The sequence below is a fragment of the Streptomyces sp. NPDC048436 genome (assembly GCF_043200355.1).
Lineage (GTDB): Bacteria > Actinomycetota > Actinomycetes > Streptomycetales > Streptomycetaceae > Streptomyces.
This window is the reverse complement of the sequence record NZ_JBICXP010000002.1, coordinates 306,264-328,946: the sequence shown is the minus strand read 5'-3', so window position 1 is coordinate 328,946 and position 22,683 is coordinate 306,264. Positions and strand designations below refer to the sequence as shown.

The window sequence follows — 22,683 nt, the reverse complement described above, 5'->3', positions numbered from 1 at the left end:
GGCTTCGCTCCACCGAATGACATCAACGACAAGGCACGTTCGTGAATTTGCGTAACCAGTGGCTGGCCCTTCCCCTCACGGGAGGGCTGGCCGCGGCTCTGCTGACCGGCTGCGGCACGGAAACGGGTGGAGCGGGGGAGGACGGCGACTCGGTGGTGATGGGGATGTCGGACGACGTCCTTGCCACCGACCCGGCCTCCGGCTACGACCCCGGGTCGTGGCTCCTGTTCAACAACGTCTTCCAGTCCCTGATGAGCTTCCCGAACGGGGCCACGGAACCGGAGCCGGAGGCTGCCAAGGAGTGCGGCTTCAGCGACACCAAGACCAAGGTCTTCACGTGCACGCTGCGCGACGGCCTGAAGTTCAGCAACGGCAACGCGCTGACTTCGAAGGACGTCAAGTTCTCCTTCGACCGCATGATGAAGATCAATGACGGCGCCGGTCCGGCGATCATGTTCCCGATGCTCGACCGCGTCGAGACGCCGAACGCCAAGAAGGTCGTCTTCAAGCTCAAGTACGCCGACGCGACCTTCCCCAGCAAGATCGCCTCCGGCGCCGGATCCATCGTCGACCACGCCTCGTACGACATGAACGCGCTGCGCGGGGGCGACGAGGCCACAGGCTCGGGACCGTACAAGCTCGACTCCTTCGACAAGGAGAAGGCGGTGTTCTCGGTCAACCCCGACTACAAGGGCACCGCCAAGGTGAAGAACAAGGGCGTCACCCTCAAGTTCTTCCACAACGACCAGAAGGGCCTGAAGAAGGCGCTCCTGGACAACCGGATCGACATCGCCTACCGAGGCCTCGGCGCGTCCGACATCGCGGACATCGAGCAGGACACCTCCGACGCGAGCCAGAACATCGACGTCGTCGAAGGCACCAGTGCCGAGGTGCAGCACCTGGTCTTCAACATGAAGGACCCGGTCGCGGGCAAGCTGGGCGTGCGCAAGGCCATGGCGTACCTGCTCGACCGGGACGCCCTGGTCAAGGACGTCTACCGGGACACGGCGACACCGCTGTACTCGATCGTCCCGGCCGGCATCGGCGGTCACAACACCGCCTTCTTCGACACCTACGGCGCCCGCCCGCAGCGCTCCAAGGCCGCCGCCGCCCTGCGCGAGGAGGGGCTGACCGGCAAGGTCAAGCTCACGCTCTGGTCCACGCCCTCGCGCTACGGTCCCGCGACCGACCAGGAGCTGAAGGCGATCGCCAAGCAGCTCAACGCGAGCGGCCTCTTCGACGCCGATGTGAAGTCGATCGAATTCAGCCAGTACGAGCGGGACATCAAGTCCGGCAAGTACGGCGTCTACGTCAAGGGCTGGGTGCCGGACTACCCGGACCCCGACAACTTCACGCAGCCGTTCTTCGGCAAGGGCAACGTCCTGAACAACGGCTACCGGAACAGCGACATCACCGGGAAGATCATCCCCGGCACCGCGGCCGAGAGCGACCGCACCAAGACCGACGAGGACTACGCCGACCTCCAGGGCATCGTCGCCGACGAACTGCCGATCCTGCCGGTCTGGCAGGCCAAGCAGTACGCGGTGATCCGCGACAACGTCTACGGCGTCGAGTCCTGCCTCGACGCCTCGACGGTGTTCCGCTTCTGGGAGCTCAGCAAGGCCTGACCCCACGGACAACCGAAGGTGGCCGCCCCACAAGGGGCGGCCACCTTCGTCGTTCGTCCGGCTGTAGCGGTTACCGCTTACTGGGCGCCCGGCCGCACCAGACCGCTCTCGTACGCGTACACAGCAGCCTGCACCCGGTCGCGCAGGCCCAGCTTCGTGAGCACATGGCCCACATGCGTCTTGACCGTCGTCTCGCTCACGAACAGATCCGCCGCGATCTCCGCGTTCGACAGGCCGCGTGCCACCAGCTTGAGCACCTCGACCTCCCGCTCGGTCAGCGTGTGCAAGGTGTCGGGCACCGGCTCGTCACCCGAGGGAAGATGACCGGCGTACTTGTCCAGGAGCCTGCGCGTGATGCTCGGCGCGAGCATCGCCTCGCCCGACGCGACCACGCGGATCGCCTGCACCAGCTCGTTCGCCGGGGCGTCCTTGAGCAGGAAGCCGCTGGCACCCGCGCGCAGTGCCTCCACCACATACTCGTCGAGGTCGAAGGTGGTCAGGACCAGAACCTTCGCCGGTCCGTCCCGGCCGGGCCCGGTGATCTGCCGGGTCGCCTCGACGCCGTCCATCCGCGGCATGCGGATGTCCATGAGCACCACATCGGGCTGCAGCGCCCGCACCTGGTCGAGAGCCTGTAGGCCGTCTCCGGCCTCGCCGACGACCGCGACGTCCTGCTCGGCCTCCAGAATCATCCGGAACCCCGTGCGCAGCAGTGGCTGGTCGTCGACCAGTAGGACACGGATCGCCACGTAACTCTCCTTCGCTAGCCCGGGGCCATTCTGCCCTGCGCGCCCTCGCCGGACTCGGGCACCCTCACCGCAAGGGGGTACGGCGGGGGAGTCCCGCCGAATTCCGGACATACGGCCTGGTGGTCGCACCAGCCACAGAGCTTCGTCGGCCTAGGGCGCCAGTCACCCGTCTCGGTGGCGAGCGTGATCGCCTCCCACAGGGCGTGCAGCTTGCGCTCGATCTGCTCCAGGTCCGCGATCAGCGGGTCGTACGTGATGACGTCGCCGCTGCCCAGATAGACGAGCTGCAGACGGCGCGGGACCACGCCCTTCAGACGCCACACCACCAGGGCGTAGAACTTCATCTGGAACAGCGCGCCCTCCGCGTACTGAGGGCGGGGGGCCTTGCCCGTCTTGTAGTCGACGATCCGCACCTCGCCGGTGGGCGCCACGTCCACCCGGTCGATGATGCCGCGCAGCTTCAGGCCCGAGTCCAGCTCCGCCTGCACGAAGAGCTCGCGCTCGGCGGGCTCCAGACGGGTGGGGTCCTCAAGGGTGAACCAGCGTTCGACGAGCTTCTCCGCGTCCGCGAGCCAGCGCGCGAGCCGCTCACCCTGCTCATCGTCGGCGAACAGCTCCGTCAGCTCCGGCTTCGCCTCCCGCAGACGGTCCCACTGACCCGGGATCAGGGACTTGGCGCGCGGCGCGGTCCGCTCATCGGCGGGAGCGTCGAAGAGCCGCTCAAGGACGGCGTGCACCAGCGTGCCGCGGGTCGCCGCCTCGCTCGGCTTCTCGGGCAGCTTGTCGATCACCCGGAACCGGTAGAGCAGCGGGCACTGCATGAAGTCACTGGCCCGCGAGGGCGACAGAGACGCAGGACGCACGGCCGTCACGGCGCCCTCGGTGCTGGTTTCCATGTAGACAGACCCTACGGCCCACCACTGACAACGGCCGCATACCATCGACGACAGACCCTCTCGCCCTGCATGATCGTGCGTGTACCGCGCCGGACAGGGGCGAGGGACGCTTCGAACGAGGGGACATCGTGGACGAGAGCGGCGGGAGCGGCAGGCCGCAGTCCGGGGGCACGGACGGCCTGCGGCCGGACGGCGCGGACGGCTCCGAGGAGTCGACGCGGCCCGGCGGCCCCGACACGCCCGCGGCCGGAAGCCCACGGGACCAGGACACGGGGTCCGACGCGCCGAGCTCCACGCACCGGCCGGCCGGCCGCCTCACGAAGACCCCGCCGGAGGGCAGCCCCGCCGAGCCCGCGGCTGGTGACCCGGGCACCGAAGGGGACGCGCCCAAGGCGACGCCGAAGGACACCCACCCCGACTTCGCGCACGCCACGCACGGCCCCACGCACAAGCCCGTCCCGCCCAAGGACAAGAAGGGGCCCGGCGGAGGGCTGCTCATGGGGCGGCCGTTCGGCGTCCCCGTGTACGTGGCGCCGAGCTGGTTCCTCGTCGCCGCCCTCATCACCTGGGTCTTCGGCGGCCAGCTCGACCGCGTCCTGCCCGAACTCGGCGCCGCCCGCTATCTGGTCTCCCTCTTCTTCGCCGTCGCCTTCTACGCCTCCGTGCTCGTCCACGAACTGGCCCACACCGTCGCCGCCCTGCGGTTCAAGCTGCCGGTGCGCCGGATCCAGCTGCAGTTCTTCGGCGGCGTCTCGGAGATCGAGAAGGAGTCCGAGACCCCGGGACGCGAGTTCATCCTCGCCTTCGTCGGGCCGCTGCTCTCCCTGATCCTCGCGGGCATCTTCTACGCGGCCATGAGCGTCGTCGAGCCCGGCACCGTCCCCGGCGTCCTGCTCGCCGGGCTGATGATCTCCAACCTCATCGTCGCCGCCTTCAACCTCCTGCCGGGCCTGCCCCTGGACGGCGGCCGCATGCTCCGCGCCGTCATCTGGAAGATCACCGGCAAGCCCATGAGCGGCACCGTCGCCGCCGCCTGGGTCGGCCGCGCCCTGGCCATCTCCGTCCTCGTAGGCCTGCCGATCCTCAACCAGTCCGGCGCGCTCGGCGGCGAGACCCAGGACATCGGCGGCATGGACACCGTCACCGACGCCCTGCTCGCCGCGATCCTCGCCGCGATCATCTGGACCGGCGCCGGAAACAGCCTCCGCATGGCCCGCCTGCGCGAACACCTGCCCGAGCTCCGCGCCCGCGCCCTGACCCGCCGCGCCGTCCCCGTCGAGTCGGCAACCCCGCTCTCCGAAGCACTGCGCCGCGCCAACGACTCCGGGGCCCGCGCCCTCGTCGTGGTCGACGCCGACGGCGACCCCACGTCAGTGGTCCGCGAGGCGGCCATCGTCGGAGTGCCCGAGCACCGCCGCCCCTGGGTCACCGTCAGCGGCCTCGCCCAGGACATCACCGAAGGCATGCGGATCTCCGCGGAGCTCGCGGGCGAGGAACTCCTCGACACCCTGCGGGCCACACCCGCCACGGAGTACCTCGTGGTCGAAGCCTCCGGCGAGATCTACGGAGTGCTCTCCGCCGCCGACGTGGAGCGCGCCTTCGTCAAGGCGATGGCCCGCCCCAGCTGAGCCCCACCCTGGTCCGCGGCCCCCGCACGGGCCGGTAGGCTGTTCACATGTCCGAACCGACCGGTGCCGCCCGCCGACGCGGGCCCTTCAAGGTCGGGGACCAGGTTCAGCTGACCGACCCCAAGGGCCGCCACTACACGTTCACGCTCGAGGCCGGGAAGAACTTCCACACCCACAAGGGTTCCTTCCCCCACGACGAGCTGATCGGTGCTCCCGAGGGCAGCGTTGTCCGCACCACGGGAAACGTCGCCTACCTCGCGCTGCGCCCCCTGCTCCCCGACTATGTCCTGTCCATGCCCCGCGGCGCCGCCGTGGTCTACCCCAAGGACGCGGGGCAGATCCTGGCCTTCGCCGACATCTTCCCCGGCGCCCGTGTCGTCGAGGCGGGCGTGGGCTCCGGCTCGCTCAGCAGCTTCCTCCTGCGCGCCATCGGCGACGAGGGAATGCTGCACTCCTACGAGCGCCGCGAGGACTTCGCCGAGATCGCCCAGCAGAACGTGGAGCGCTACTTCGGCGCCCCGCACCCCGCCTGGCAGCTCACCGTCGGAGACCTCCAGGACAACCTGAGCGACACCGACGTCGACCGCGTCATCCTCGACATGCTCGCCCCCTGGGAATGCCTGGACGTCGTCTCCAAGGCGCTCGTCCCCGGCGGCATCCTCTGCTGCTACGTCGCGACCACCACCCAGCTCGCCAGGACCGTCGAGTCCATCCGCGAGCTCGGCGGCTTCAACGAGCCGACCGCCTGGGAATCGATGGTCCGCAACTGGCACGTCGAGGGCCTCGCCGTCCGCCCCGACCACCGCATGATCGGCCACACCGGCTTCCTGCTCACCGCCCGCCGCCTGGCGGACGGCGTCGAGCCGCCCATGCGCCGCCGCCGCCCCTCCAAGGGCGCCTACGGCGACGACTACACCGGCCCGAACGCCGACGGCGGCACGCCCCGCGCCGAGAGCTGAGCACACCGACAGCGCGCACCCGCTGAACGCACAGGCGCCGCCGCCGAGTTCCCCCTTCGACCAGGGAACTCGGCGGCGGCGTCTTTCTGTTCACGGGCACACGTGCCTGTTCACGGATACGCGTGGACCCCGGTGTTCCGCCGCGGTGTGAGGTATGGCACCATCCTTGCCACCTCCCCCACCGGCACAGCCCTCACAGGAGACACTCCTAGTGCAGCACCCAGCCGTCCCGGAACTGGCACACAACACCACCCGCCCCATCCACTGGCTGGCCACCGCGGCCGCGCTCGCCGCCGTCATCGCGGGCTCATCCGTCCTGCAGCCCGACCACGCGAACGCCGCCCAGCCGGGTTCCGAGCCGTCCGGCAAGGTGGCCGCGGCGCCCGTCCCGGCCCCGGATCCGGCCACCGTCACGTACCCCATCACCTGCGGCAAGGTGAAGGCCGTCGTCAAGAAGAAGGCCTCCGGGGACCTCGACGGGGACGGCATCCCCGAGACCGTCGCCGTGGTGCACTGCGCCGCGGGATCGGGCACCCCGCCCGACGGCGTCTACGTGGTCACGCGCGCCACCGGGGGCAAGCCCCGGGTCGTGGCCACCCTCGTCGACCCGAAGGACCGTCAGAACGTCAGCGACTTCGCGGTACGCGACGGTGTGATCACCGCCACGCTCCTCGGCTACTCCTCGCCGAACGTGCCCAGCTGCTGCCCGGATCTCCAGGACAAGGCCAAGTGGCAATGGAAAGACGGCACGTTCGCGCGGTCCACACCGGCCGCGGCACACAGCGTGTGACCGTCCGTACATGAAGCAAGGGCCTGTGCCCGCCGCTGGACGGCGGGCACAGGCCCTTGCTTCATGCGCCAGTTCGCGCGGCCTCAGGCCGCGTCGGGACCGTAGACCTCGACCCTGTCCGAAACGCGGCGTACATGAATGCAGTCGCCCGGACACTCCTTCGCCGAGTCGACCACGTCGCGCAGAAGCGTCAGCGGCACCGGCGTTGTGGCGCCCGGAGCCTGCAGCAGCTCGTCCTCGCCGCTCTTCACATAGGCCAGCCCGTCGATGTCCAGCTCGAACACCTCAGGCGCGTACTGCGCGCAGATGCCGTCGCCAGTGCAGAGGTCCTGGTCGATCCAGACCTCCAGCGGATCACGGCTCTCGGAGCCCGTACCGGCCTCGTCTCCCACGGTCATCTCTCCTGCCGATCGTCACGCCGAGTGAGCCGACTTTGCAGCAAGTCGGGCCAGCCCTGACGGGTGTTGAACGCTTCGACGATACAACCGCCCGCTTTCCGATGTTGTTGGGTGGGTATCCCCTTGACGTGAGGGAGAGCGCAAGGGTGAAGATCGGACACACCTCTACCGTCTTTGTGATCTAGGGGTTTCAATCGACACCCACCCAGGTAGGGTCTGGAAGCGTCCAGCTCCCCTTGGAGGAGGTGAGGACCGTGGCAGCCCACGACGACGACATCAACCGCGGCATCCGGCCGGGACGAGGGTCTGAAGACCCCGCCGGTCAGGTTGCCTATCTCGAGCAGGAAATCGCCGTCCTGCGACGCAAGCTCGCCGACTCTCCGCGTCATACGAGGATTCTCGAAGAGCGGATCGTCGAGCTGCAGACCAACCTGGCCGGCGTGTCCGCACAGAACGAGCGGCTCGCCAACACGCTCCGTGAGGCCCGCGACCAGATCGTGGCCCTCAAGGAGGAAGTCGACCGGCTCGCGCAGCCGCCGGCCGGCTTCGGGGTCTTCCTCGTGGCGAACGAGGACGGCACGGCGGACATCTTCACCGGGGGCCGCAAGCTCCGGGTGAACGTCAGCCCCAGCGTGGAGCTCGAAGAGCTCAGGCGCGGCCAGGAAGTAATGCTCAACGAAGCGCTCAACGTGGTCGAGGCCATGGAGTACGAGAGCGTGGGGGACATCGTCACCCTCAAGGAGATCCTCGAGGACGGCGAGCGTGCCCTGGTGGTCGGGCACACCGACGAAGAACGGGTGGTCCGGCTCGCCGAACCGCTCCTCGACGTCACCATCCGCCCCGGCGACGCACTCCTGCTCGAACCCCGCTCCGGCTACGTCTACGAAGTGGTTCCCAAGAGCGAGGTCGAAGAGCTCGTCCTCGAAGAGGTTCCGGACATCGGCTACGAGCAGATCGGCGGCCTGGGCAACCAGATCGAACTGATCCGCGACGCGGTCGAGCTCCCCTACCTCTACCCGGACCTCTTCAGGGAGCACGAACTGCGGCCGCCGAAGGGCGTCCTGCTGTACGGGCCCCCCGGCTGCGGCAAGACACTGATCGCGAAGGCCGTCGCCAACTCCCTTGCCAAGAAGGTCGCCGAGGTGACCGGACAGGCATCGGGGAAGAGCTACTTCCTCAACATCAAGGGTCCCGAACTGCTCAACAAGTACGTCGGTGAGACCGAGCGCCACATCCGCCTGGTCTTCCAGCGTGCGAGGGAGAAGGCGAGCGAGGGCACCCCCGTCATCGTCTTCTTCGACGAGATGGAATCCCTCTTCCGCACCCGCGGATCCGGAGTCAGCTCGGACGTGGAGAACACCATCGTCCCCCAGCTGCTCGCCGAGATCGACGGCGTGGAAGGCCTGGAGAACGTCATCGTCATCGGCGCCTCCAACCGCGAGGACATGATCGACCCCGCGATCCTGCGCCCCGGACGACTCGACGTAAAGATCAAGATCGAGCGCCCGGACGCCCAGGCGGCGAAGGACATCTTCGCCAAGTACCTCACCGAGCGGCTCCCGCTGCACGCGGACGACCTCGCCGAACACAGCGCCGACCGGCGCACCACCGTGGACGGCATGATCCAGTCCGTCGTGGAACAGATGTACGCGGAGTCCGAGGAGAACCGCTTCCTCGAGGTGACGTACGCCAACGGAGACAAGGAAGTCCTGTACTTCAAGGACTTCAACTCCGGCGCCATGATCGAGAACATCGTCGGACGCGCCAAGAAGATGGCCATCAAGGCCTTCCTCGACGCCAACCAGAAGGGCATCAGGGTCTCCCACCTCCTCCAGGCTTGCATCGACGAGTTCAAGGAGAACGAGGACCTGCCCAACACCACCAACCCGGACGACTGGGCCCGCATCTCCGGCAAGAAGGGCGAACGGATCGTCTACATCCGTACGCTCGTCACCGGAAAGCAGGGCGCGGACACCGGACGCTCCATCGACACGGTGGCGAACACCGGTCAGTACCTGTAGAAGACAGGGCGGCTGCGGGTGTCCTTCGTGGGTACCCGCGGCCGTCTGTTTTTCAATGAAGGCAATGATCTCCCCACCAGGGCAAAGGCGCTCTAGGCTCTTCGGTACCGCCGCGTCGCGTTGTGCGGGGACGGGCACCGCACACGCACCGGAGAACCAGCGGTACTTGAGCGCCGCGCCCGAATGGGAGCGCCGCCGGGCAAGGAGGGCCGCATGACCGTACGGCGAGTAATGGGCATCGAGACGGAGTACGGCATTTCCGTCCCTGGCCACCCGAACGCCAATGCCATGCTCACCTCATCCCAGATCGTCAACGCCTACGCCGCGGCGATGCACCGGGCGCGACGCGCCCGCTGGGACTTCGAGGAGGAGAACCCCCTGCGGGACGCGCGGGGCTTCGACCTCGCCCGTGAGACCGCCGACTCCAGTCAGCTCACCGACGAGGACATCGGCCTCGCCAATGTGATCCTCACCAACGGGGCGCGCCTCTACGTGGACCACGCGCACCCCGAATACAGCTCACCCGAGGTGACCAACCCCTGGGACGCCGTCCTGTGGGACAAGGCGGGCGAACGCATCATGGCGGAGGCGGCCGAACGCGCCGCGCAGCTCCCGGGTGCCCAGCCGATCCACCTCTACAAGAACAACACCGACAACAAGGGCGCCTCCTACGGCACGCACGAGAACTACCTGATGAAGCGGGAGACCCCCTTCTCGGACATCGTGCGCCACCTGACCCCGTTCTTCGTCTCCCGGCAGGTCGTCACCGGCGCGGGCCGCGTCGGCATCGGCCAGGACGGCCACGAGCACGGCTTCCAGCTCAGCCAGCGCTCGGACTACTTCGAGGTCGAGGTAGGCCTGGAGACGACCCTCAAGCGGCCCATCATCAACACCCGGGACGAGCCGCACTCCGACGCCGAGAAGTACCGCCGTCTGCACGTCATCATCGGCGACGCGAACCTCTCCGAGATCTCGACCTATCTCAAGCTCGGCACCACCTCCCTGGTCCTCGCCATGATCGAGGACGGCTTCATCGCGGTGGATCTCGCCGTCGACCAGCCCGTGCGCACCCTGCACCAGGTCTCCCACGACCCGACCCTCAAGCGCCTCGTCACGCTCCGCAGCGGCCGCACACTCACCGCTGTCCAGCTCCAGATGGAGTACTTCGAGCTGGCCCGCAAGTACGTGGAGGAGCGTTACGGCTCCGAGGCCGACGAACAGACCAAGGACATCCTCACCCGCTGGGAAGACGTCCTGGGGCGCCTGGAGAGCGATCCGATGAGCCTCTCCGGAGAGCTCGACTGGGTCGCCAAGCGGGAACTCATGGAGGGCTACCGCCGCCGTGACAGCCTCGACTGGGACGCGGCGCGGTTGCACCTGGTGGACCTCCAGTACGCGGACGTACGGCCCGACAAGGGCCTCTACAACCGTCTGGTGGCCCGCGGCAAGATGAAGCGGCTCCTGGAGGAGCCACAGGTCGAGCGCGCCCAGACGAAGCCCCCCGAGGACACACGCGCGTACTTCCGCGGCCGGTGCCTGGAGCAGTACGCGGACGACGTGGCCGCGGCCTCCTGGGACTCGGTCATCTTCGACCTGCCCGGCCGCGACTCCCTCCAGCGGGTGCCCACCCTGGAGCCGCTGCGCGGGACACGCAACCACGTAAAGGAGCTCCTGGACCGCTGCCGCACGGCGGAGGACCTAGTACGGGTGCTCTCCGGAGGCTGAAAGACCCGGCGTGTGGGAATCATCGAGGTGGTCCCCGGACGTTGCAGTAACTACGGGGCCGATGTCAGACCTGGCTTATAGGGTCTGATCAAGTGCATCGAACCGAGCGAGCGGGGTGAGGTAGATGGCGACCAAGGACACCGGCGGCGGACAGCAGAAGGCAACGCGTTCCACCGAGGAGGTCGAGGAGCAGACAGAGGAAGCACAGGGCTCCGAAGACCTCAAGGAGCGCCAGGAGAAGTTGAGCGACGACGTGGACTCCGTCCTGGACGAGATCGACGATGTCCTCGAGGAGAACGCAGAGGACTTCGTGCGCTCCTTCGTTCAGAAGGGTGGAGAGTAGTTTCACCTTCGCTTCGGAGGTTCGATTCGGAGGTTGAGACGGGGGTTGCTGGGTTGACCGAAGGCCGGTGGGAGCAAGACCGGCCGCGCCTCGGAGACCTGGCGACGCTCTCCGGTGGGACCCGGGGGTCTCTTTGAACGCTCCAGCCGTTCATGTGGATCACCGTCATGAGGCGGGTAGGGTCCTGGCGTACTGTGCTTCAACTGCAATTCGGCCATCGGCAAGTTGGGAGATGATCCCGACACTCTGCGTCGGGCCGTCACTTACCTGGAAGGAAACGCGTGGAAGCCAACACTCGTAGCACCGGGCGTCTACCAGCTGCCTTCCTGACGCCTGGTTCCTCGTCCTTCATGGACTTTCTGGCCGTGCACCAGCCCGACATCCTGCCGGGCAACCGGCAGTTGCCGCCCACGCAGGGTGTGATCGAGGCGCCGCACGGCACCACGATCGTGGCGACGACGTTCCCCGGTGGCGTGGTGCTCGCCGGTGACCGCCGGGCGACCATGGGCAATGTCATCGCGCAGCGCGACATTGAGAAGGTCTTCCCGGCTGACGAGTATTCAGCGGTCGGCATCGCCGGCACCGCCGGTCTCGCCGTGGAGATGGTCAAGCTCTTCCAGTTGGAGCTGGAGCACTTCGAGAAGGTCGAGGGCGCGACGCTTTCCCTGGAGGGCAAGGCGAATCGTCTCTCGACGATGATTCGGTCGAACCTCGGAATGGCCATGCAGGGCCTGGCCGTTGTCCCGCTCTTCGCGGGTTATGACGTGGACCGGGAGAGGGGTCGCATCTTCTCGTACGACGTCACGGGCGGCCGTTCCGAGGAGCACGGCTTCGCGGCCACCGGCTCCGGTTCCGTCTTCGCGCGCGGTGCGATGAAGAAGCTCTACCGCAAGGATCTGACGGAGCAGGAAGCGACGACGCTCGTCGTACAGGCGTTGTACGACGCTGCGGACGACGACTCGGCGACGGGTGGTCCGGATGTCGCCCGTCGCATCTATCCGATCGTGACTGTGATCTCCGATGAGGGTTTCCGGAGGCTGGGAGATGAGGAGTCTTCCGAGATCGCCCGCTCGATCCTGGAGCGGCGCCTGGAGCAGCCCGACGGCCCGCGGGCCGCACTGCTCTGATCGATCCGTATTCGCCACTGACTGAGTCACTGACAGAAAGGGACGGATAGCCGGTGTCGACGCCGTTCTATGTCTCACCCCAGCAGGCCATGGCCGACCGGGCGGAATACGCCCGCAAGGGCATCGCCCGTGGTCGCAGCCTTGTTGTGCTGCAGTTCGCCGATGGCATTGTGTTCGTCGGCGAGAACCCGTCCCGTGCGCTGCACAAGTTCAGCGAGATCTATGACCGGATCGGCTTCGCCGCCGCCGGCAAGTACAACGAATACGAGAATCTCCGGATCGGCGGCGTGCGGTACGCCGACCTTCGTGGATATACGTACGACCGTGACGATGTGACGGCCCGTGGGCTCGCGAACGTCTATGCCCAGACGTTGGGCACGATCTTCTCGAGCCAGGCGGAGAAGCCGTACGAGGTGGAGTTGGTCGTCGCGGAGGTCGGTGCCACGGCTGACGCCGATCAGATCTATCGGCTGCCGCACGACGGTTCGATCGTGGACGAGCATGGCTCGGTCGCGGTCGGCGGCAACGCGGAGCAGATCAGTACGTATCTGGATCAGCGGCACCGCGACGGGATGTCGCTCGCGGAGGCGCTGAAGCTGGCCGTGCAGTCGCTGTCCCGCGACACCAACGGCACTGAGCGGGAGATCCCCGCGGAGCGCCTTGAGGTGGCGGTCCTTGACCGTACGCGGCCGCAGCAGCGCAAGTTCAAGCGCATCGTGGGCCGTCAGTTGGCGCGTCTTCTGGAGGGCGACGCTTCGGCGCCCACGGACGCCGCGTCCGACAACGAGGAGCCGGATTCCGATGCCGGTTCCGGATCCGGATCCGCCTCAGGGTCCGCCTCCGAGTCCACCGAGGAGTAGTCCGCCGCTTCGTACGCCCCGTGTCCTGGCCTCGCGGCCGGGGCGCGGGGCGTTCGTGTGCGTGGCGCGCTAGCGGGCGGCGGGGGCCGTGGAGCCGCGGATCACCAGTTCGACGGGGAGGGTGTCGGGCGGGGGCGTGCGGCCGTCGAGGACGGCGAGCAGGGACGTCATGCCGCGTTCGCCGAACCGCTCCGCGGGCAGCCGCACGGTGGTGAGTTCGGGTTCCACCGCGGTGGCCAGGGTCAGGTCGTCGAAGCCGGCCACGGAGAGGTCTTCGGGTACGCGAAGCCCCAGTCGGCGGGCGGCCTTGCAGGCGCCGGCGGCCAGGATGTCGTCGTCGCAGACGAGCGCGGTGGGCCGGGGTCCCGGCGTGGCCAGGGCGGCTTCGGTGACCGCGCGGGCGTCGTCGACGTTCAGGGGCGCCCTCGCGGTGCGTACGGCCGCTCCTGTGCCCCTGAGAGCCGCCGTGAGGGCGTCCGAGCGTACGTCGAAGGTCCAGGAGTCGACGTCGGCGGCCAGATGCAGGAAGTCGTGGTGTCCCAGGGCGAGCAGATGTTCGGTGGCCTGTCGCATGCCGTCGGCGATGTCCAGGTTGACGGTGGCGGCGCCGAGGCTGCCGGCCGGGTCGCTGTCGAGCATGACCAGGGGGAGCGTTTCGCCCTGGATGCCGGCGAGGGCGTCGGAGGCCATGGAGGAGGCGAGGATGCCGTCGAGGGAGGCGCGGCTGGAGTCGAAGGGGTCGCGGGCGGGGCCTGTGCCTTCGGGGGAGGGGTAGAGGACGACGGCGAAGCCGTTCTCGGCGGCGACGCGGGCGGCTCCGGTGTAGACGCGGGCGAAGAATTCGTTGGTGAGGGCGGGGACGACGAGGAGCGCGGTTCTGGTGCGGCCGAGGCGGAGGTTGCGGGCGGCGAGGTTGGGGCGGTAGCCGAGCTCCTGGGCGGTGGCCCGGACGCGCTCGGCGGTGCGCTCGGCGACGCGCCCGCGCCATTTCTCGCCGAACACGAGGGAGACGGTGGCCTGCGAGACCCCGGCGGCGCGTGCGACGTCGCGGCTGGTGGGGCGTGGCCCTGCGGCCTCCTGCTGTGGCCCGGCCACTACTGGTACCTCCCAGGTCGGTGCCGCGGGGCGGCGTCGAGGTGGACCCGCGGTCAGCGCTCATGGTACGTATGACCCTCGACGTTATACGTAAAACCTCGGTGCGCGCGGACCGGGCGAAGGGGTGGGAAGCATGGCTGCCGGATACGCGGAGATCCTCCGGACGAGATATGCCGGGCGGCTGCTCGCGGGCACGCTGGTGGGGCGGCTGCCGAACGCCACCGCAGCCATCGCCATCGTGCTGTTCATCCGCGCCGAGGGCGGGACGTACAGCCTGGCCGGCGGGCTCGCCGCGGTGTACGGCGTGGCCAACGCGGTGGGACAGCCGCTGCTCGGCCGCCTGGTGGACCTCTACGGCCAGCCGCGCGTCCAGCTACCGGCAGCGGTGCTCTCGGCGCTCGGCATGGGGGCCTTCGCCTTCACCGGCCCCGACTCGCTGGCCCTCGCATACGCCGCGGTGGGCGTGGCGGGTCTCTTCACTCCGCCCCTCGAAGGCGGCCTGCGCGCGCTGTGGCCGAGCGTGCTCGGCAAGGAGGGGCAGGTGCACACGGCGTACGCCATGGACGCCATCGCCCAGGAAGTCATGTTCACCGTGGGCCCCTTGCTCATCACCGGCTGCGCCGCGCTCTGGTCGGAGCAGGCCGCGCTGCTCGTCGTGAACGCCATCGGCCTCCTTGGCGCCCTCTCCGTAGTGGTGTCGCAGCCCTCGCGCGCGTGGCGTTCGGCGCCGCGTGAGGCGCACTGGCTCGGCGCGCTGCGCTCGCCGGGGCTCCTCGCGCTGCTCGGCGCGTTCCTCTTCATCGGCATGGCGCTCGGCTCGATCACCGTGGCCGGCGTCAGCTACGCCGACAGCAACGGCGGCGACGCGGTGTACGGGTGGATGATGGCGGCCCTGGGCCTCGGCGCCCTCATCGGCGGCTCCGTGTACGGCGCGCGGCAGTGGAGCGGCGTACCGGAGAAGCGACTCACCGTCCTGGTGGCCCTGCTCGCCCTCTGCTACTGGCCGTTGACGCTGACACCCGGCGCCGTCGCCATGACGGTGCTCGCGGGGGTCGCGGGGGTCTTTCTCGCGCCGGCGCTCGCGTGCGCGTTCATCATCGTCGACCGGCACGCCCCGAGGGGCACCGTCACCGAGGCGTTCTCCTGGCTCGTGACCACGTTCACCGTCGGCGCGTCGCTCGGAACGGCCGCCGCGGGGCCGGTCGTCGAGTGGGGCGGGACCGTGTGGGGCTTCGCCGTTCCGGGGCTCGCGGGCGTGGCCGCCCTGACAGTTCTGCTGGCCACGGGCCGGGCGCTCGCATACCCCGCTGATTCGGCGGTCGTTGCGGGTTCATCGGAAAATGATCGAAACGGTGCCGTCGAACCCGGTTTCAGCGCAGGGCATCAGGCGTAATGTTCAGTCATGGACCGCCGCATTTTCGGGCTGGAGAACGAGTACGGCGTCACGTGCACGTTTAGGGGACAGCGCCGTCTGTCGCCTGACGAGGTGGCGCGCTACCTCTTCCGCCGTGTTGTGTCATGGGGCCGCAGCAGCAACGTCTTTCTGCGGAACGGCGCCCGCCTCTATCTTGACGTCGGGTCACATCCGGAATACGCGACACCGGAATGTGACAACGTGACCGAGCTGGTCACGCACGACAAAGCGGGCGAGCGCATTCTGGAAGGCCTGCTCGTCGACGCCGAACGCCGCCTGCACGAGGAGGGAATCGCGGGCGACGTCTATCTCTTCAAGAACAACACCGACTCGGCGGGAAACTCCTACGGCTGCCACGAGAACTATCTGGTGGCCCGGCACGGGGAGTTCTCGCGGCTCGCGGACATCCTCATTCCCTTCCTCGTCACGCGACAGCTGCTGTGCGGCGCGGGCAAGGTGCTGCAGACTCCGCGCGGCGCCGTGTACTGCGTCAGTCAGCGTGCCGAGCACATCTGGGAAGGGGTCTCCTCCGCGACCACCCGCTCCCGGCCGATCATCAACACCCGCGACGAACCGCACGCGGACGCCGAGCGCTACCGCAGGCTCCACGTCATCGTCGGTGACTCGAACATGTCCGAGACGACCATGCTCCTGAAGGTCGGCGCCACCGACCTCGTACTGCGCATGATCGAGGCGGGCACGGTGATGCGGGACCTCACCCTGGAGAACCCGATCCGGGCGATCCGCGAGGTCAGCCACGACATCACGGGCCGCCGCAAGGTGCGCCTTGCCAGCGGCCGTGAGGCCTCGGCCCTCGAAGTGCAGCGCGAGTACTACGAGAAGGCCGTGGACTTCGTGGAGCGCCGCGGCATCCGCACGGGCACGGTCGAACAGGTCCTGGAGCTGTGGGGCCGCACGCTCGACGCGATCGAGGCAGAGGACCTCGACCGCATCGGCACCGAGATCGACTGGGTCATGAAGTACAAGCTCATCGAGCGGTACCGCGCGAAGAACAACATGACCATGTCGCATCCGCGGGTCGCGCAGATAGACCTCGCGTATCACGACATCCACCGCCGTCGCGGCCTGTACTACCTGCTGGAGAGGAAGGGCCAAGCCGCCCGTATCTGCAACGACTTGAAGATCTTCGAAGGCAAGTCGGTGCCGCCGCAGACGACCCGCGCGCGGCTGCGCGGTGACTTCATCCGCAGGGCCCAGGAGCAGCGCCGCGACTTCACGGTCGACTGGGTGCACCTGAAGCTCAATGACCAGGCACAGCGCACGGTGTTGTGCAAGGACCCCTTCCGGTCGGTGGACGACCGGGTGGAGAAACTGATCGCCGGTATGTAACCCCTGATGCAGGAGGTGCGTTGCGGGAACGCAACGCGGGGCGCCGTACGTTCCTCGTACGGCGCCCTTCTCCATGCGTAGAGTTGCGCGCACGCCAACCGACAAGATCGACCGATACGAGGCCCCCACCGTGCGCCGACGCTCACTTCTCCTTGCCGTTCCGGCCGGCCTGCTCACGCTGGCCGGATGTGGTGACGACAAGAAGGCCGACAAGGCCAAGTCAAGCGACAGCCCGTCCCCTTCCAACTCGACCTCGGCCGCGCCGACGGCGAAGATCGTGGACGGGCCGCTGCCCGAGATCACGAAGGGGGCGAAGTTCGGTCAGAAGCCGACCGTCGCCAAGGGGCCCGGCAAGCCTTCCTCCGACCTCGCGGTCAAGACCCTGGTCCAGGGCAAGGGCGCCGAGGTCAAGAAGGGCGACTACCTCCAGGCCAACTACCTCGGCCAGATCTGGGCCACGGCCAAGGTCTTCGACAACTCCTACGACCGCGGCAACCCCACGGTCTTCCCGATCGGCGTCGGTCAGGTCATCCCCGGCTGGGACCAGGCCCTCGTCGGCAAGAAGCTCGACAGCCGCGTGCAGCTCGCGATCCCCCCGAAGATGGGTTACGGCACCGAGGGCAACAAGCAGGCGGGCATCAAGGGCTCCGACACGCTGGTGTTCGTCGTCGACCTGGTCGGCACCTTCAGCAACAAGAGCTCGGCCAAGGGCAAGGAGGTCGCGCAGTCCAACATCGACCTCCCCAAGGTCGGTACGAACACGGACGGCAAGGCCCCCAAGATCGACGTCCCGAAGAAGGACGCTCCGAAGAAGCTCGTCGCGACCTACATCCTCGAGGGCGACGGCGACGAGATCAAGGAGACCGACAGCCTTCTGTGCCAGTACAAGGGGGTGCTCTGGGCCGACGGCAAGGAGTTCGACTCCTCGTACAAGAGCGGTCAGCTCGCCTCGTTCCAGCTGGCGCAGGTCGTCAAGGGCTGGGCGCAGGGCCTGACCGGCAAGAAGGTCGGCAGCCGCGTCCTGGTCATCGTCCCGCCGGAGCTCGGGTACGGCGACAAGCCGCCGCAGGGCAGCACCATCAAGAAGGACTCCACGCTGGTCTTCACCGTGGACATCCTCGCGAAGATGTAACACTGTCCCAGCTGGCCATTCGTATCAAAGCAGGAGCATCAGACGTGAGCATCGAGAAGCCCGAGATCGACTTCCCCGAAGGTCCGGCCCCGGCCGACCTGGAGATCGTGGACATCTGGGAGGGCGACGGTCCCGTGGCGAAGGCGGGTGCCACCGTCTCCGTCCACTACGTGGGCGTGGCCTTCTCCACCGGTGAAGAGTTCGACGCCTCCTGGAACCGCGGCACGCCGCTCCAGTTCCAGCTGGGCGCCGGCCAGGTCATCGCCGGCTGGGACCAGGGCGTACAGGGCATGAAGGTCGGCGGGCGCCGCCGGCTCACCATCCCGTCCCACCTCGCCTACGGCGAGCGCGGCGCCGGTGGCGGCGCCATCGCGCCGGGCGAGTCGCTGATCTTCGTCTGCGACCTCGTCGGCGCCTGAGCGACGACTGGGGCCTGGGTCTGATCAGACCTGTCCACCGAAGGGTCCATGCCTGTTCCGGCATGGACCCTCGGCTTTTGCCACGACACCCCGGGGCGGTACGGTCAGCGGTCGGAAGCACTGTTCAGAAAGGGCGTCGATGGCCATTGCCAAGGCCGAGCGGCTGATGAACCTGGCGCTGTGTCTGCTGGGGACGCGGCGGCCGCTCAGCAAGCGTGAGCTGCGCGAGTCCATCGAGGCCTACCTGGAAGCCGGGTCGGACGACTCCTTCAACCGGATGTTCGAGCGCGACAAGGACGATCTGCGCGAACTCGGCCTGGTCATCGAGACCGTGGAGAACCTCGACGGTGACGTCGGCTATCTCGCGCGCCGCGACAGCAACCGCCTGCCGCCCATCACCATCGACGCCGAGGAAGCCGCGGCGCTCGGCCTCGCCGCCAAGGTCTGGCAGCAGGCCCGCCTCGCGGGAGCGGCCAGCGGCGCCCTGCAGAAGCTGCGCGCCGCCGGGCTGCCCGAGGACCTTGACCCGTACGGGACGCACAGCGCCCTTGAGCCGCGCATCCCCGTGCACGAGGCGTCCTTCGAGCCGCTGATGCTCGCCTGCCGGGACCGCCGCCCCGTCGTCTTCGACTACCGCAAAGCCACCGCCGCACGCCCCGAGCCGCGCCACGTCGAGCCGTGGGCGCTCGAGTGCTGGCGTGGCCACTGGTATCTGGCGGGCTGGGACCGCGACCGCGGCGCCGAGCGCGTCTTCAGGCTCTCCCGCATCACCGGGAAGGTCCGCTCCCGCGCCGGTAAGTTCACCGTCGGCATCCCCGATGTCGTCACGGTGCGCGAGACCGTCGCGAGCTGGGCGGGGGAGAGCGCCGACCGCTCCGCCCTGATCAGACTCCGTACGGGCGCGGGCTATCCGCTGCGCGCCAAGGCCGCCCGGATACGTGAAGTGGGCGAGGGGTGGGACGAGTTGGAGATTCCGTACGGGCACGGGCTCGATGCCTGGCTGGTGGAGTTCGGGCCCGATGTGGTGGTCCTCGAGCCCGCCGAACTGCGGGCCGATGTCGTGGACCGGCTGCGCGCCGTGGCCAAGGGCTGAGGGGCGGAGCGACCATGGCCTCGAACGCCATCGACCAGACCCGGCGAATGCTCTCCCTGGTGACCTATCTGCGTGAGCGCCCCGGTGCCCACGTCAGCGATGTCGCCCGCGCCTTCGGGATCACTGAGGACGAGCTGATCTCCGACCTGGACGTGCTGCCGCTGTGCGGTACCAGCTTCCGCGGCGGGGACCTCCTGGACATCGACACCGACGGCGACCGCATCTGGTGGCACAACCCGGACGACGTGGCGGCCCCCCTGCGGCTCGCCGCCGACGAGGCCACCGCGCTCCTGGTGGCCGCCCGCGCGGTCTCCACGCTGCCGGGGCTGCGCGAGAGCGACCGGCAGGCGCTGCTGCGTGCCACCGCGAAGCTGGAGACGGCGGCGGGGGAGAACGCCGGGGCCAGCGCACGGCTCTCGGTGACCTTCGAGTCCGAGGGCGGCGTCTTCGCCGAGGTGGACCGTGCCATCTCCGAGCGGCGCAGACTCTGGCTGCGGTACTACTCGCCCGCGCGTGACGAGCTCACCGAGCGCGAGGTCGACCCGATCCGGCTCTTCGCCGTCGGCCACACGTACATGGAGGCGTGGTGCTACCTCTCCGAGGCGCGCCGCACCTTCCGCCTCGACCGGGTCGCCGAGATCAGGATCCTGGACGAGCCGTCGTCGCCGCCCGAGGTCGAACTGCGCGATCTCTCCGAGGGGCTCGTACAGCCCGCCGCCGAGGATCCCGAGGTGGTCATCGAGGTCGGGCCCGGCGGCCGCTGGGTCGCCGAGTACTACCCGCACGACAGCGCCGAGGAGCTCCCCGACGGCGGCCTGCGGATCACGCTGCGCACCCCGGACCCCACCTCGCTGCGCAGGCTCGCCCTGCGGCTCGGCGGGGACGGGCACATCGTCTCCCCGGCGGCCCTGGCTGACAGCGCGCGGCAGGCGGCACGCGAGGCGCTCGCGGCCTATGACCAGCACCCCGAAGGGTCGTACGACAGGCAGGAGCAAGGGCGTTGAACACCAGCATCATGTCCGAGATTCCCGGAATGTCGAGACTGGCCCCTGTTCTCTTCAAGGCCGCCTGCCCCGACTGCCGGGCCCGCTTCGAACTCTCCGCGGGCGCCCTGCGGTTGGCCATCGGCGCCTCCGCCCGCACCACCTTCTACTCGTTCACCTGCCCCGAGTGCGGCACCGCGGTGCGCAAGCCGGCCGGTGAACGCATCGTCGAACTCCTCACCGGCGGCGGGGTGCGGACCCTGCGTCTGCACTCGACCGTCTAGGCTCGGCGCATGTTCTGGGCGATGGTGGCGATTGCCGCGGGGTTCTGTGGCCTCGCCGTACTCGGCGTACTGGCGATCCGGGTCTTTGTCGAGGCGCAGCGACTCGGCGCCCAAGTGACGCAGACCACACAGCGGATCAACCGTGCGGCGGAGGATCTGGAGCAGGCGGCGGCCTCAGTGGCCCGAGCGGGCCGGGACGTCCTCTGAGACCTGTGAATCCCACAGAACCCACAGAACCCGCGGATCCTGAGGAGACGCGGCTTGCGCCTGCGGCCTGTCAACTTCCCTTGTCAGGAAGGTACGCTGCTGAGGTGGCCCGGAGTGCGAGGCGCGGGCCGCAACTGGGAGTACGCACAGGGATTGCCCTGCGTTCACCCCTGAGCGTTACGATCGCTGCCAGCACGGTGGCCGGACATCAAGTCCGGCCTGTCCGGCAGCCCCGCCCCTGCCGCCTCGGTGAGAAGGTAAAGACCTATGTTCGGAAAGATCGGCGCCCCCGAGATCATTCTCATTCTCGTCGTGATCGTTCTGCTGTTCGGCGCGAAGAAGCTTCCCGACATGGCCAGGTCGCTCGGCAAGTCCGCGCGCATCCTCAAGAGCGAGGCCAAGGCGATGAAGTCGGACGGGAAGAAGGACGAGGCCGCCCCGGCCGACCCGCCCACCGACCCTGCCGCCTCCGCTCAGCCGCGTACCATCCAGGCCGCACCCGGCGACGTGACCAGCTCGCGCCCGGTCACCGAGCCCACCGACAGCACGACGAAGCGCTGATCCAAGGCCGGCGACGGCCGGCCTGCCGCACGAGATGAGGACGTGGGTTGCTCAAGTCTGCCCGCAAGAAGGAACAGGATCCCGAGGGGCGGATGCCTCTTGCGGAGCACCTGCGTGAGCTGCGCAACCGGCTAGCCAAGGCCGTGCTGGCCATCATCGTCGTGGCGATCGTCGCTGCCTTCTTCTACAAGGACATCATCGAGTTCTTCACGAACCCGATCCTGAACTCCGTGGGGTGCGAGTCCAGCTTCGCCGAGCTGGCGGAGAAGGGCGGCGAGGAGACCTGCGCGCGCATCGTCCTGAACGGTCTGCTCACGCCGTTCACCCTCGCGCTGAAGATCTCCCTGATGGCCGGCCTGGTGCTCGCGTCGCCGATCTGGCTCTACCAGCTGTGGGCCTTCGTCGCCCCCGGACTGCACAAGAGCGAGAAGAAGTACGCCTACGGATTCGTGGCCGCCGGTTTCCCCCTGTTCCTGGGCGGCGGATTCTTCGCGTACAAGACGCTGCCGACGATGGCGCGAGTGCTGCTCGAATTCTCGCCCGGCGGGATCGACAACCAGCTGCCGCTGGATGAGCTGATCGACCTGGTCACCCGCATGGTGATCGTCTTCGGCCTCTCCTTCGAGCTGCCGCTCCTGCTTGTGATGCTGAACCTCACCGGGGTGCTCACCGGCAAGCGGATGCTCGGCTGGTGGCGCGGCATGATCATGGGCATCACGGTCTTCGCGGCCGTGGCGACGCCCAGCACGGACCCGCTGACCATGCTCGCCCTCGCCGGACCGATCTGGGTGCTGTACTTCGCGGCCACCGCGTTCTCGCTCATGAACGACCGGCGCAAGGCCAAGATCGAAGCGGCCGGGCCCGATGACGACGAGGCGTCCGACCTGGACCTCACGCCCGAGGACGTCGGCGAGATCGAGACCGTCTCCGCGAACAGGGCGCTGCCGGAACAGGCGAGCGGCGACGGCGCGAACCGAGATCGGGTAAACGGTTTCGACGACGTGACCTGACCTTGTAGGGT

Annotated in this window: 23 protein-coding genes and 1 pseudogene; 20 read left to right on the top strand and 4 right to left on the bottom strand. The window is 68.5% G+C overall.

Annotated features, from left to right (window positions below):
* The first annotated feature begins 41 nt into the window (after window positions 1-41).
* Window positions 42-1,628: an ABC transporter substrate-binding protein gene (locus ACGFX9_RS08065; protein WP_393466559.1), complete on the top strand. Its 1,587-nt coding sequence runs from the start codon at window positions 42-44 to the stop codon at window positions 1,626-1,628.
* Between the two features lie 77 nt (window positions 1,629-1,705).
* Here the strand turns inward: ACGFX9_RS08065 and ACGFX9_RS08060 are convergent, their stop codons facing one another.
* Window positions 1,706-2,377: a response regulator transcription factor gene (locus ACGFX9_RS08060; RefSeq protein ID WP_135332738.1), complete on the bottom strand. Its 672-nt coding sequence runs from the start codon at window positions 2,375-2,377 to the stop codon at window positions 1,706-1,708.
* Between the two features lie 14 nt (window positions 2,378-2,391).
* Window positions 2,392-3,273, bottom strand: coding sequence for a RecB family exonuclease (locus tag ACGFX9_RS08055; protein WP_393466556.1), 882 nt, complete (start codon window positions 3,271-3,273; stop codon window positions 2,392-2,394).
* A 128-nt stretch (window positions 3,274-3,401) separates the two neighbouring features.
* On the opposite strand from ACGFX9_RS08055, the gene ACGFX9_RS08050 reads away from it, so the two are divergent.
* The 3 genes from ACGFX9_RS08050 to ACGFX9_RS08040 all read left to right on the top strand — a co-directional run bounded on the left by ACGFX9_RS08050 (window position 3,402) and on the right by ACGFX9_RS08040 (window position 6,650).
* Complete coding sequence (locus ACGFX9_RS08050; RefSeq protein WP_393466553.1) at window positions 3,402-4,901, top strand: site-2 protease family protein; 1,500 nt, start codon at window positions 3,402-3,404, stop codon at window positions 4,899-4,901.
* Window positions 4,902-4,948: 47 nt separating this feature from the next.
* A complete protein-coding gene (locus tag ACGFX9_RS08045) occupies window positions 4,949-5,860 on the top strand; it encodes a tRNA (adenine-N1)-methyltransferase (RefSeq protein ID WP_393466550.1) in 912 nt (303 codons plus the stop codon).
* A 211-nt stretch (window positions 5,861-6,071) separates the two neighbouring features.
* Entirely contained in the window at window positions 6,072-6,650 is a 579-nt protein-coding gene (locus tag ACGFX9_RS08040; RefSeq protein ID WP_393466547.1) for a hypothetical protein, read from the top strand.
* 83 nt (window positions 6,651-6,733) lie between these two features.
* On the opposite strand, the gene ACGFX9_RS08035 is transcribed toward ACGFX9_RS08040, so the two are convergent.
* Window positions 6,734-7,048, bottom strand: a complete 315-nt coding sequence (locus ACGFX9_RS08035; protein WP_393466544.1) for a ferredoxin — start codon at window positions 7,046-7,048, stop codon at window positions 6,734-6,736.
* A gap of 254 nt (window positions 7,049-7,302) precedes the next feature.
* On the opposite strand from ACGFX9_RS08035, the gene arc reads away from it, so the two are divergent.
* The 6 genes and pseudogenes from arc (at window position 7,303) to prcA (ending at window position 13,124) form a co-directional block, all read left to right on the top strand.
* The gene (arc, locus tag ACGFX9_RS08030) at window positions 7,303-9,069 is read left to right on the top strand and encodes a proteasome ATPase (RefSeq protein ID WP_361834188.1); all 1,767 of its coding nucleotides are present in this window, start codon (window positions 7,303-7,305) and stop codon (window positions 9,067-9,069) included.
* Window positions 9,070-9,282: 213 nt separating this feature from the next.
* Entirely contained in the window at window positions 9,283-10,794 is a 1,512-nt protein-coding gene (dop, locus tag ACGFX9_RS08025) for a depupylase/deamidase Dop (RefSeq protein WP_393466541.1), read from the top strand.
* A 124-nt stretch (window positions 10,795-10,918) separates the two neighbouring features.
* Window positions 10,919-11,137 (top strand): ubiquitin-like protein Pup, encoded by a 219-nt coding sequence (locus tag ACGFX9_RS08020; protein WP_160503981.1) that lies wholly within the window; start codon window positions 10,919-10,921, stop codon window positions 11,135-11,137.
* 127 nt (window positions 11,138-11,264) lie between these two features.
* Window positions 11,265-11,467: pseudogene (locus ACGFX9_RS08015) on the top strand (endonuclease domain-containing protein); the annotation flags it as partial.
* Window positions 11,419-12,264 (top strand): proteasome subunit beta, encoded by an 846-nt coding sequence (gene prcB, locus ACGFX9_RS08010; protein ID WP_393466537.1) that lies wholly within the window; start codon window positions 11,419-11,421, stop codon window positions 12,262-12,264. The pseudogene ACGFX9_RS08015 and the gene prcB, both read left to right, overlap by 49 nt.
* A 53-nt stretch (window positions 12,265-12,317) precedes the next feature.
* Window positions 12,318-13,124: a proteasome subunit alpha gene (gene prcA, locus ACGFX9_RS08005; protein WP_393466534.1), complete on the top strand. Its 807-nt coding sequence runs from the start codon at window positions 12,318-12,320 to the stop codon at window positions 13,122-13,124.
* 69 nt (window positions 13,125-13,193) lie between these two features.
* Here prcA and ACGFX9_RS08000 read toward each other — a convergent pair whose 3' ends face one another.
* Window positions 13,194-14,219, bottom strand: coding sequence for a LacI family DNA-binding transcriptional regulator (locus tag ACGFX9_RS08000; protein WP_393466530.1), 1,026 nt, complete (start codon window positions 14,217-14,219; stop codon window positions 13,194-13,196).
* Between the two features lie 133 nt (window positions 14,220-14,352).
* Here ACGFX9_RS08000 and ACGFX9_RS07995 point away from each other — a divergent pair, with 133 nt between their 5' ends.
* From ACGFX9_RS07995 to tatC, 10 genes are all read left to right on the top strand, one after another.
* A complete protein-coding gene (locus ACGFX9_RS07995) occupies window positions 14,353-15,612 on the top strand; it encodes an MFS transporter (protein WP_393466526.1) in 1,260 nt (419 codons plus the stop codon).
* A gap of 9 nt (window positions 15,613-15,621) precedes the next feature.
* Window positions 15,622-16,983: a Pup--protein ligase gene (gene pafA, locus ACGFX9_RS07990; protein WP_135334215.1), complete on the top strand. Its 1,362-nt coding sequence runs from the start codon at window positions 15,622-15,624 to the stop codon at window positions 16,981-16,983.
* Window positions 16,984-17,113: 130 nt separating this feature from the next.
* Complete coding sequence (locus tag ACGFX9_RS07985; protein WP_393468279.1) at window positions 17,114-18,115, top strand: FKBP-type peptidyl-prolyl cis-trans isomerase; 1,002 nt, start codon at window positions 17,114-17,116, stop codon at window positions 18,113-18,115.
* Between the two features lie 44 nt (window positions 18,116-18,159).
* Window positions 18,160-18,534 (top strand): FKBP-type peptidyl-prolyl cis-trans isomerase, encoded by a 375-nt coding sequence (locus ACGFX9_RS07980; RefSeq protein ID WP_393466523.1) that lies wholly within the window; start codon window positions 18,160-18,162, stop codon window positions 18,532-18,534.
* 139 nt (window positions 18,535-18,673) lie between these two features.
* The gene (locus ACGFX9_RS07975; protein ID WP_393466520.1) at window positions 18,674-19,627 is read left to right on the top strand and encodes a helix-turn-helix transcriptional regulator; all 954 of its coding nucleotides are present in this window, start codon (window positions 18,674-18,676) and stop codon (window positions 19,625-19,627) included.
* Between the two features lie 14 nt (window positions 19,628-19,641).
* Window positions 19,642-20,631 carry a helix-turn-helix transcriptional regulator gene (locus ACGFX9_RS07970; RefSeq protein ID WP_393466517.1) on the top strand — a complete coding sequence of 330 codons (990 nt, stop codon included), beginning with the start codon at window positions 19,642-19,644 and terminating at the stop codon, window positions 20,629-20,631.
* A gap of 11 nt (window positions 20,632-20,642) precedes the next feature.
* Window positions 20,643-20,894 (top strand): hypothetical protein, encoded by a 252-nt coding sequence (locus ACGFX9_RS07965; protein WP_393468276.1) that lies wholly within the window; start codon window positions 20,643-20,645, stop codon window positions 20,892-20,894.
* Window positions 20,895-20,903: 9 nt separating this feature from the next.
* The gene (locus ACGFX9_RS07960; RefSeq protein WP_393466514.1) at window positions 20,904-21,101 is read left to right on the top strand and encodes a hypothetical protein; all 198 of its coding nucleotides are present in this window, start codon (window positions 20,904-20,906) and stop codon (window positions 21,099-21,101) included.
* 267 nt (window positions 21,102-21,368) lie between these two features.
* The gene (gene tatA / locus ACGFX9_RS07955; RefSeq protein WP_393466512.1) at window positions 21,369-21,662 is read left to right on the top strand and encodes a Sec-independent protein translocase subunit TatA; all 294 of its coding nucleotides are present in this window, start codon (window positions 21,369-21,371) and stop codon (window positions 21,660-21,662) included.
* Between the two features lie 47 nt (window positions 21,663-21,709).
* Window positions 21,710-22,672 carry a twin-arginine translocase subunit TatC gene (gene tatC, locus ACGFX9_RS07950; RefSeq protein WP_393466509.1) on the top strand — a complete coding sequence of 321 codons (963 nt, stop codon included), beginning with the start codon at window positions 21,710-21,712 and terminating at the stop codon, window positions 22,670-22,672.
* Window positions 22,673-22,683: the final 11 nt, after the last annotated feature.

Excerpts from the sequence above, each read along its gene's own strand:
- ACGFX9_RS08055 (WP_393466556.1), bottom strand. The coding sequence starts at position 3,273 with ATGGAAACCAGCACCGAGGGCGCCGTGACGGCCGTGCGTCCTGCGTCT.
- ACGFX9_RS08045 (WP_393466550.1), top strand. The coding sequence starts at position 4,949 with ATGTCCGAACCGACCGGTGCCGCCCGCCGACGCGGGCCCTTCAAGGTC.
- ACGFX9_RS08035 (WP_393466544.1), bottom strand. The coding sequence starts at position 7,048 with ATGACCGTGGGAGACGAGGCCGGTACGGGCTCCGAGAGCCGTGATCCG.
- dop (WP_393466541.1), top strand. The coding sequence starts at position 9,283 with ATGACCGTACGGCGAGTAATGGGCATCGAGACGGAGTACGGCATTTCC.
- ACGFX9_RS08020 (WP_160503981.1), top strand. The coding sequence starts at position 10,919 with ATGGCGACCAAGGACACCGGCGGCGGACAGCAGAAGGCAACGCGTTCC.
- ACGFX9_RS07995 (WP_393466526.1), top strand. The coding sequence starts at position 14,353 with ATGGCTGCCGGATACGCGGAGATCCTCCGGACGAGATATGCCGGGCGG.
- pafA (WP_135334215.1), top strand. The coding sequence starts at position 15,622 with ATGGACCGCCGCATTTTCGGGCTGGAGAACGAGTACGGCGTCACGTGC.
- ACGFX9_RS07975 (WP_393466520.1), top strand. The coding sequence starts at position 18,674 with ATGGCCATTGCCAAGGCCGAGCGGCTGATGAACCTGGCGCTGTGTCTG.
- ACGFX9_RS07970 (WP_393466517.1), top strand. The coding sequence starts at position 19,642 with ATGGCCTCGAACGCCATCGACCAGACCCGGCGAATGCTCTCCCTGGTG.
- ACGFX9_RS07965 (WP_393468276.1), top strand. The coding sequence starts at position 20,643 with ATGTCCGAGATTCCCGGAATGTCGAGACTGGCCCCTGTTCTCTTCAAG.
- ACGFX9_RS07960 (WP_393466514.1), top strand. The coding sequence starts at position 20,904 with ATGTTCTGGGCGATGGTGGCGATTGCCGCGGGGTTCTGTGGCCTCGCC.
- tatA (WP_393466512.1), top strand. The coding sequence starts at position 21,369 with ATGTTCGGAAAGATCGGCGCCCCCGAGATCATTCTCATTCTCGTCGTG.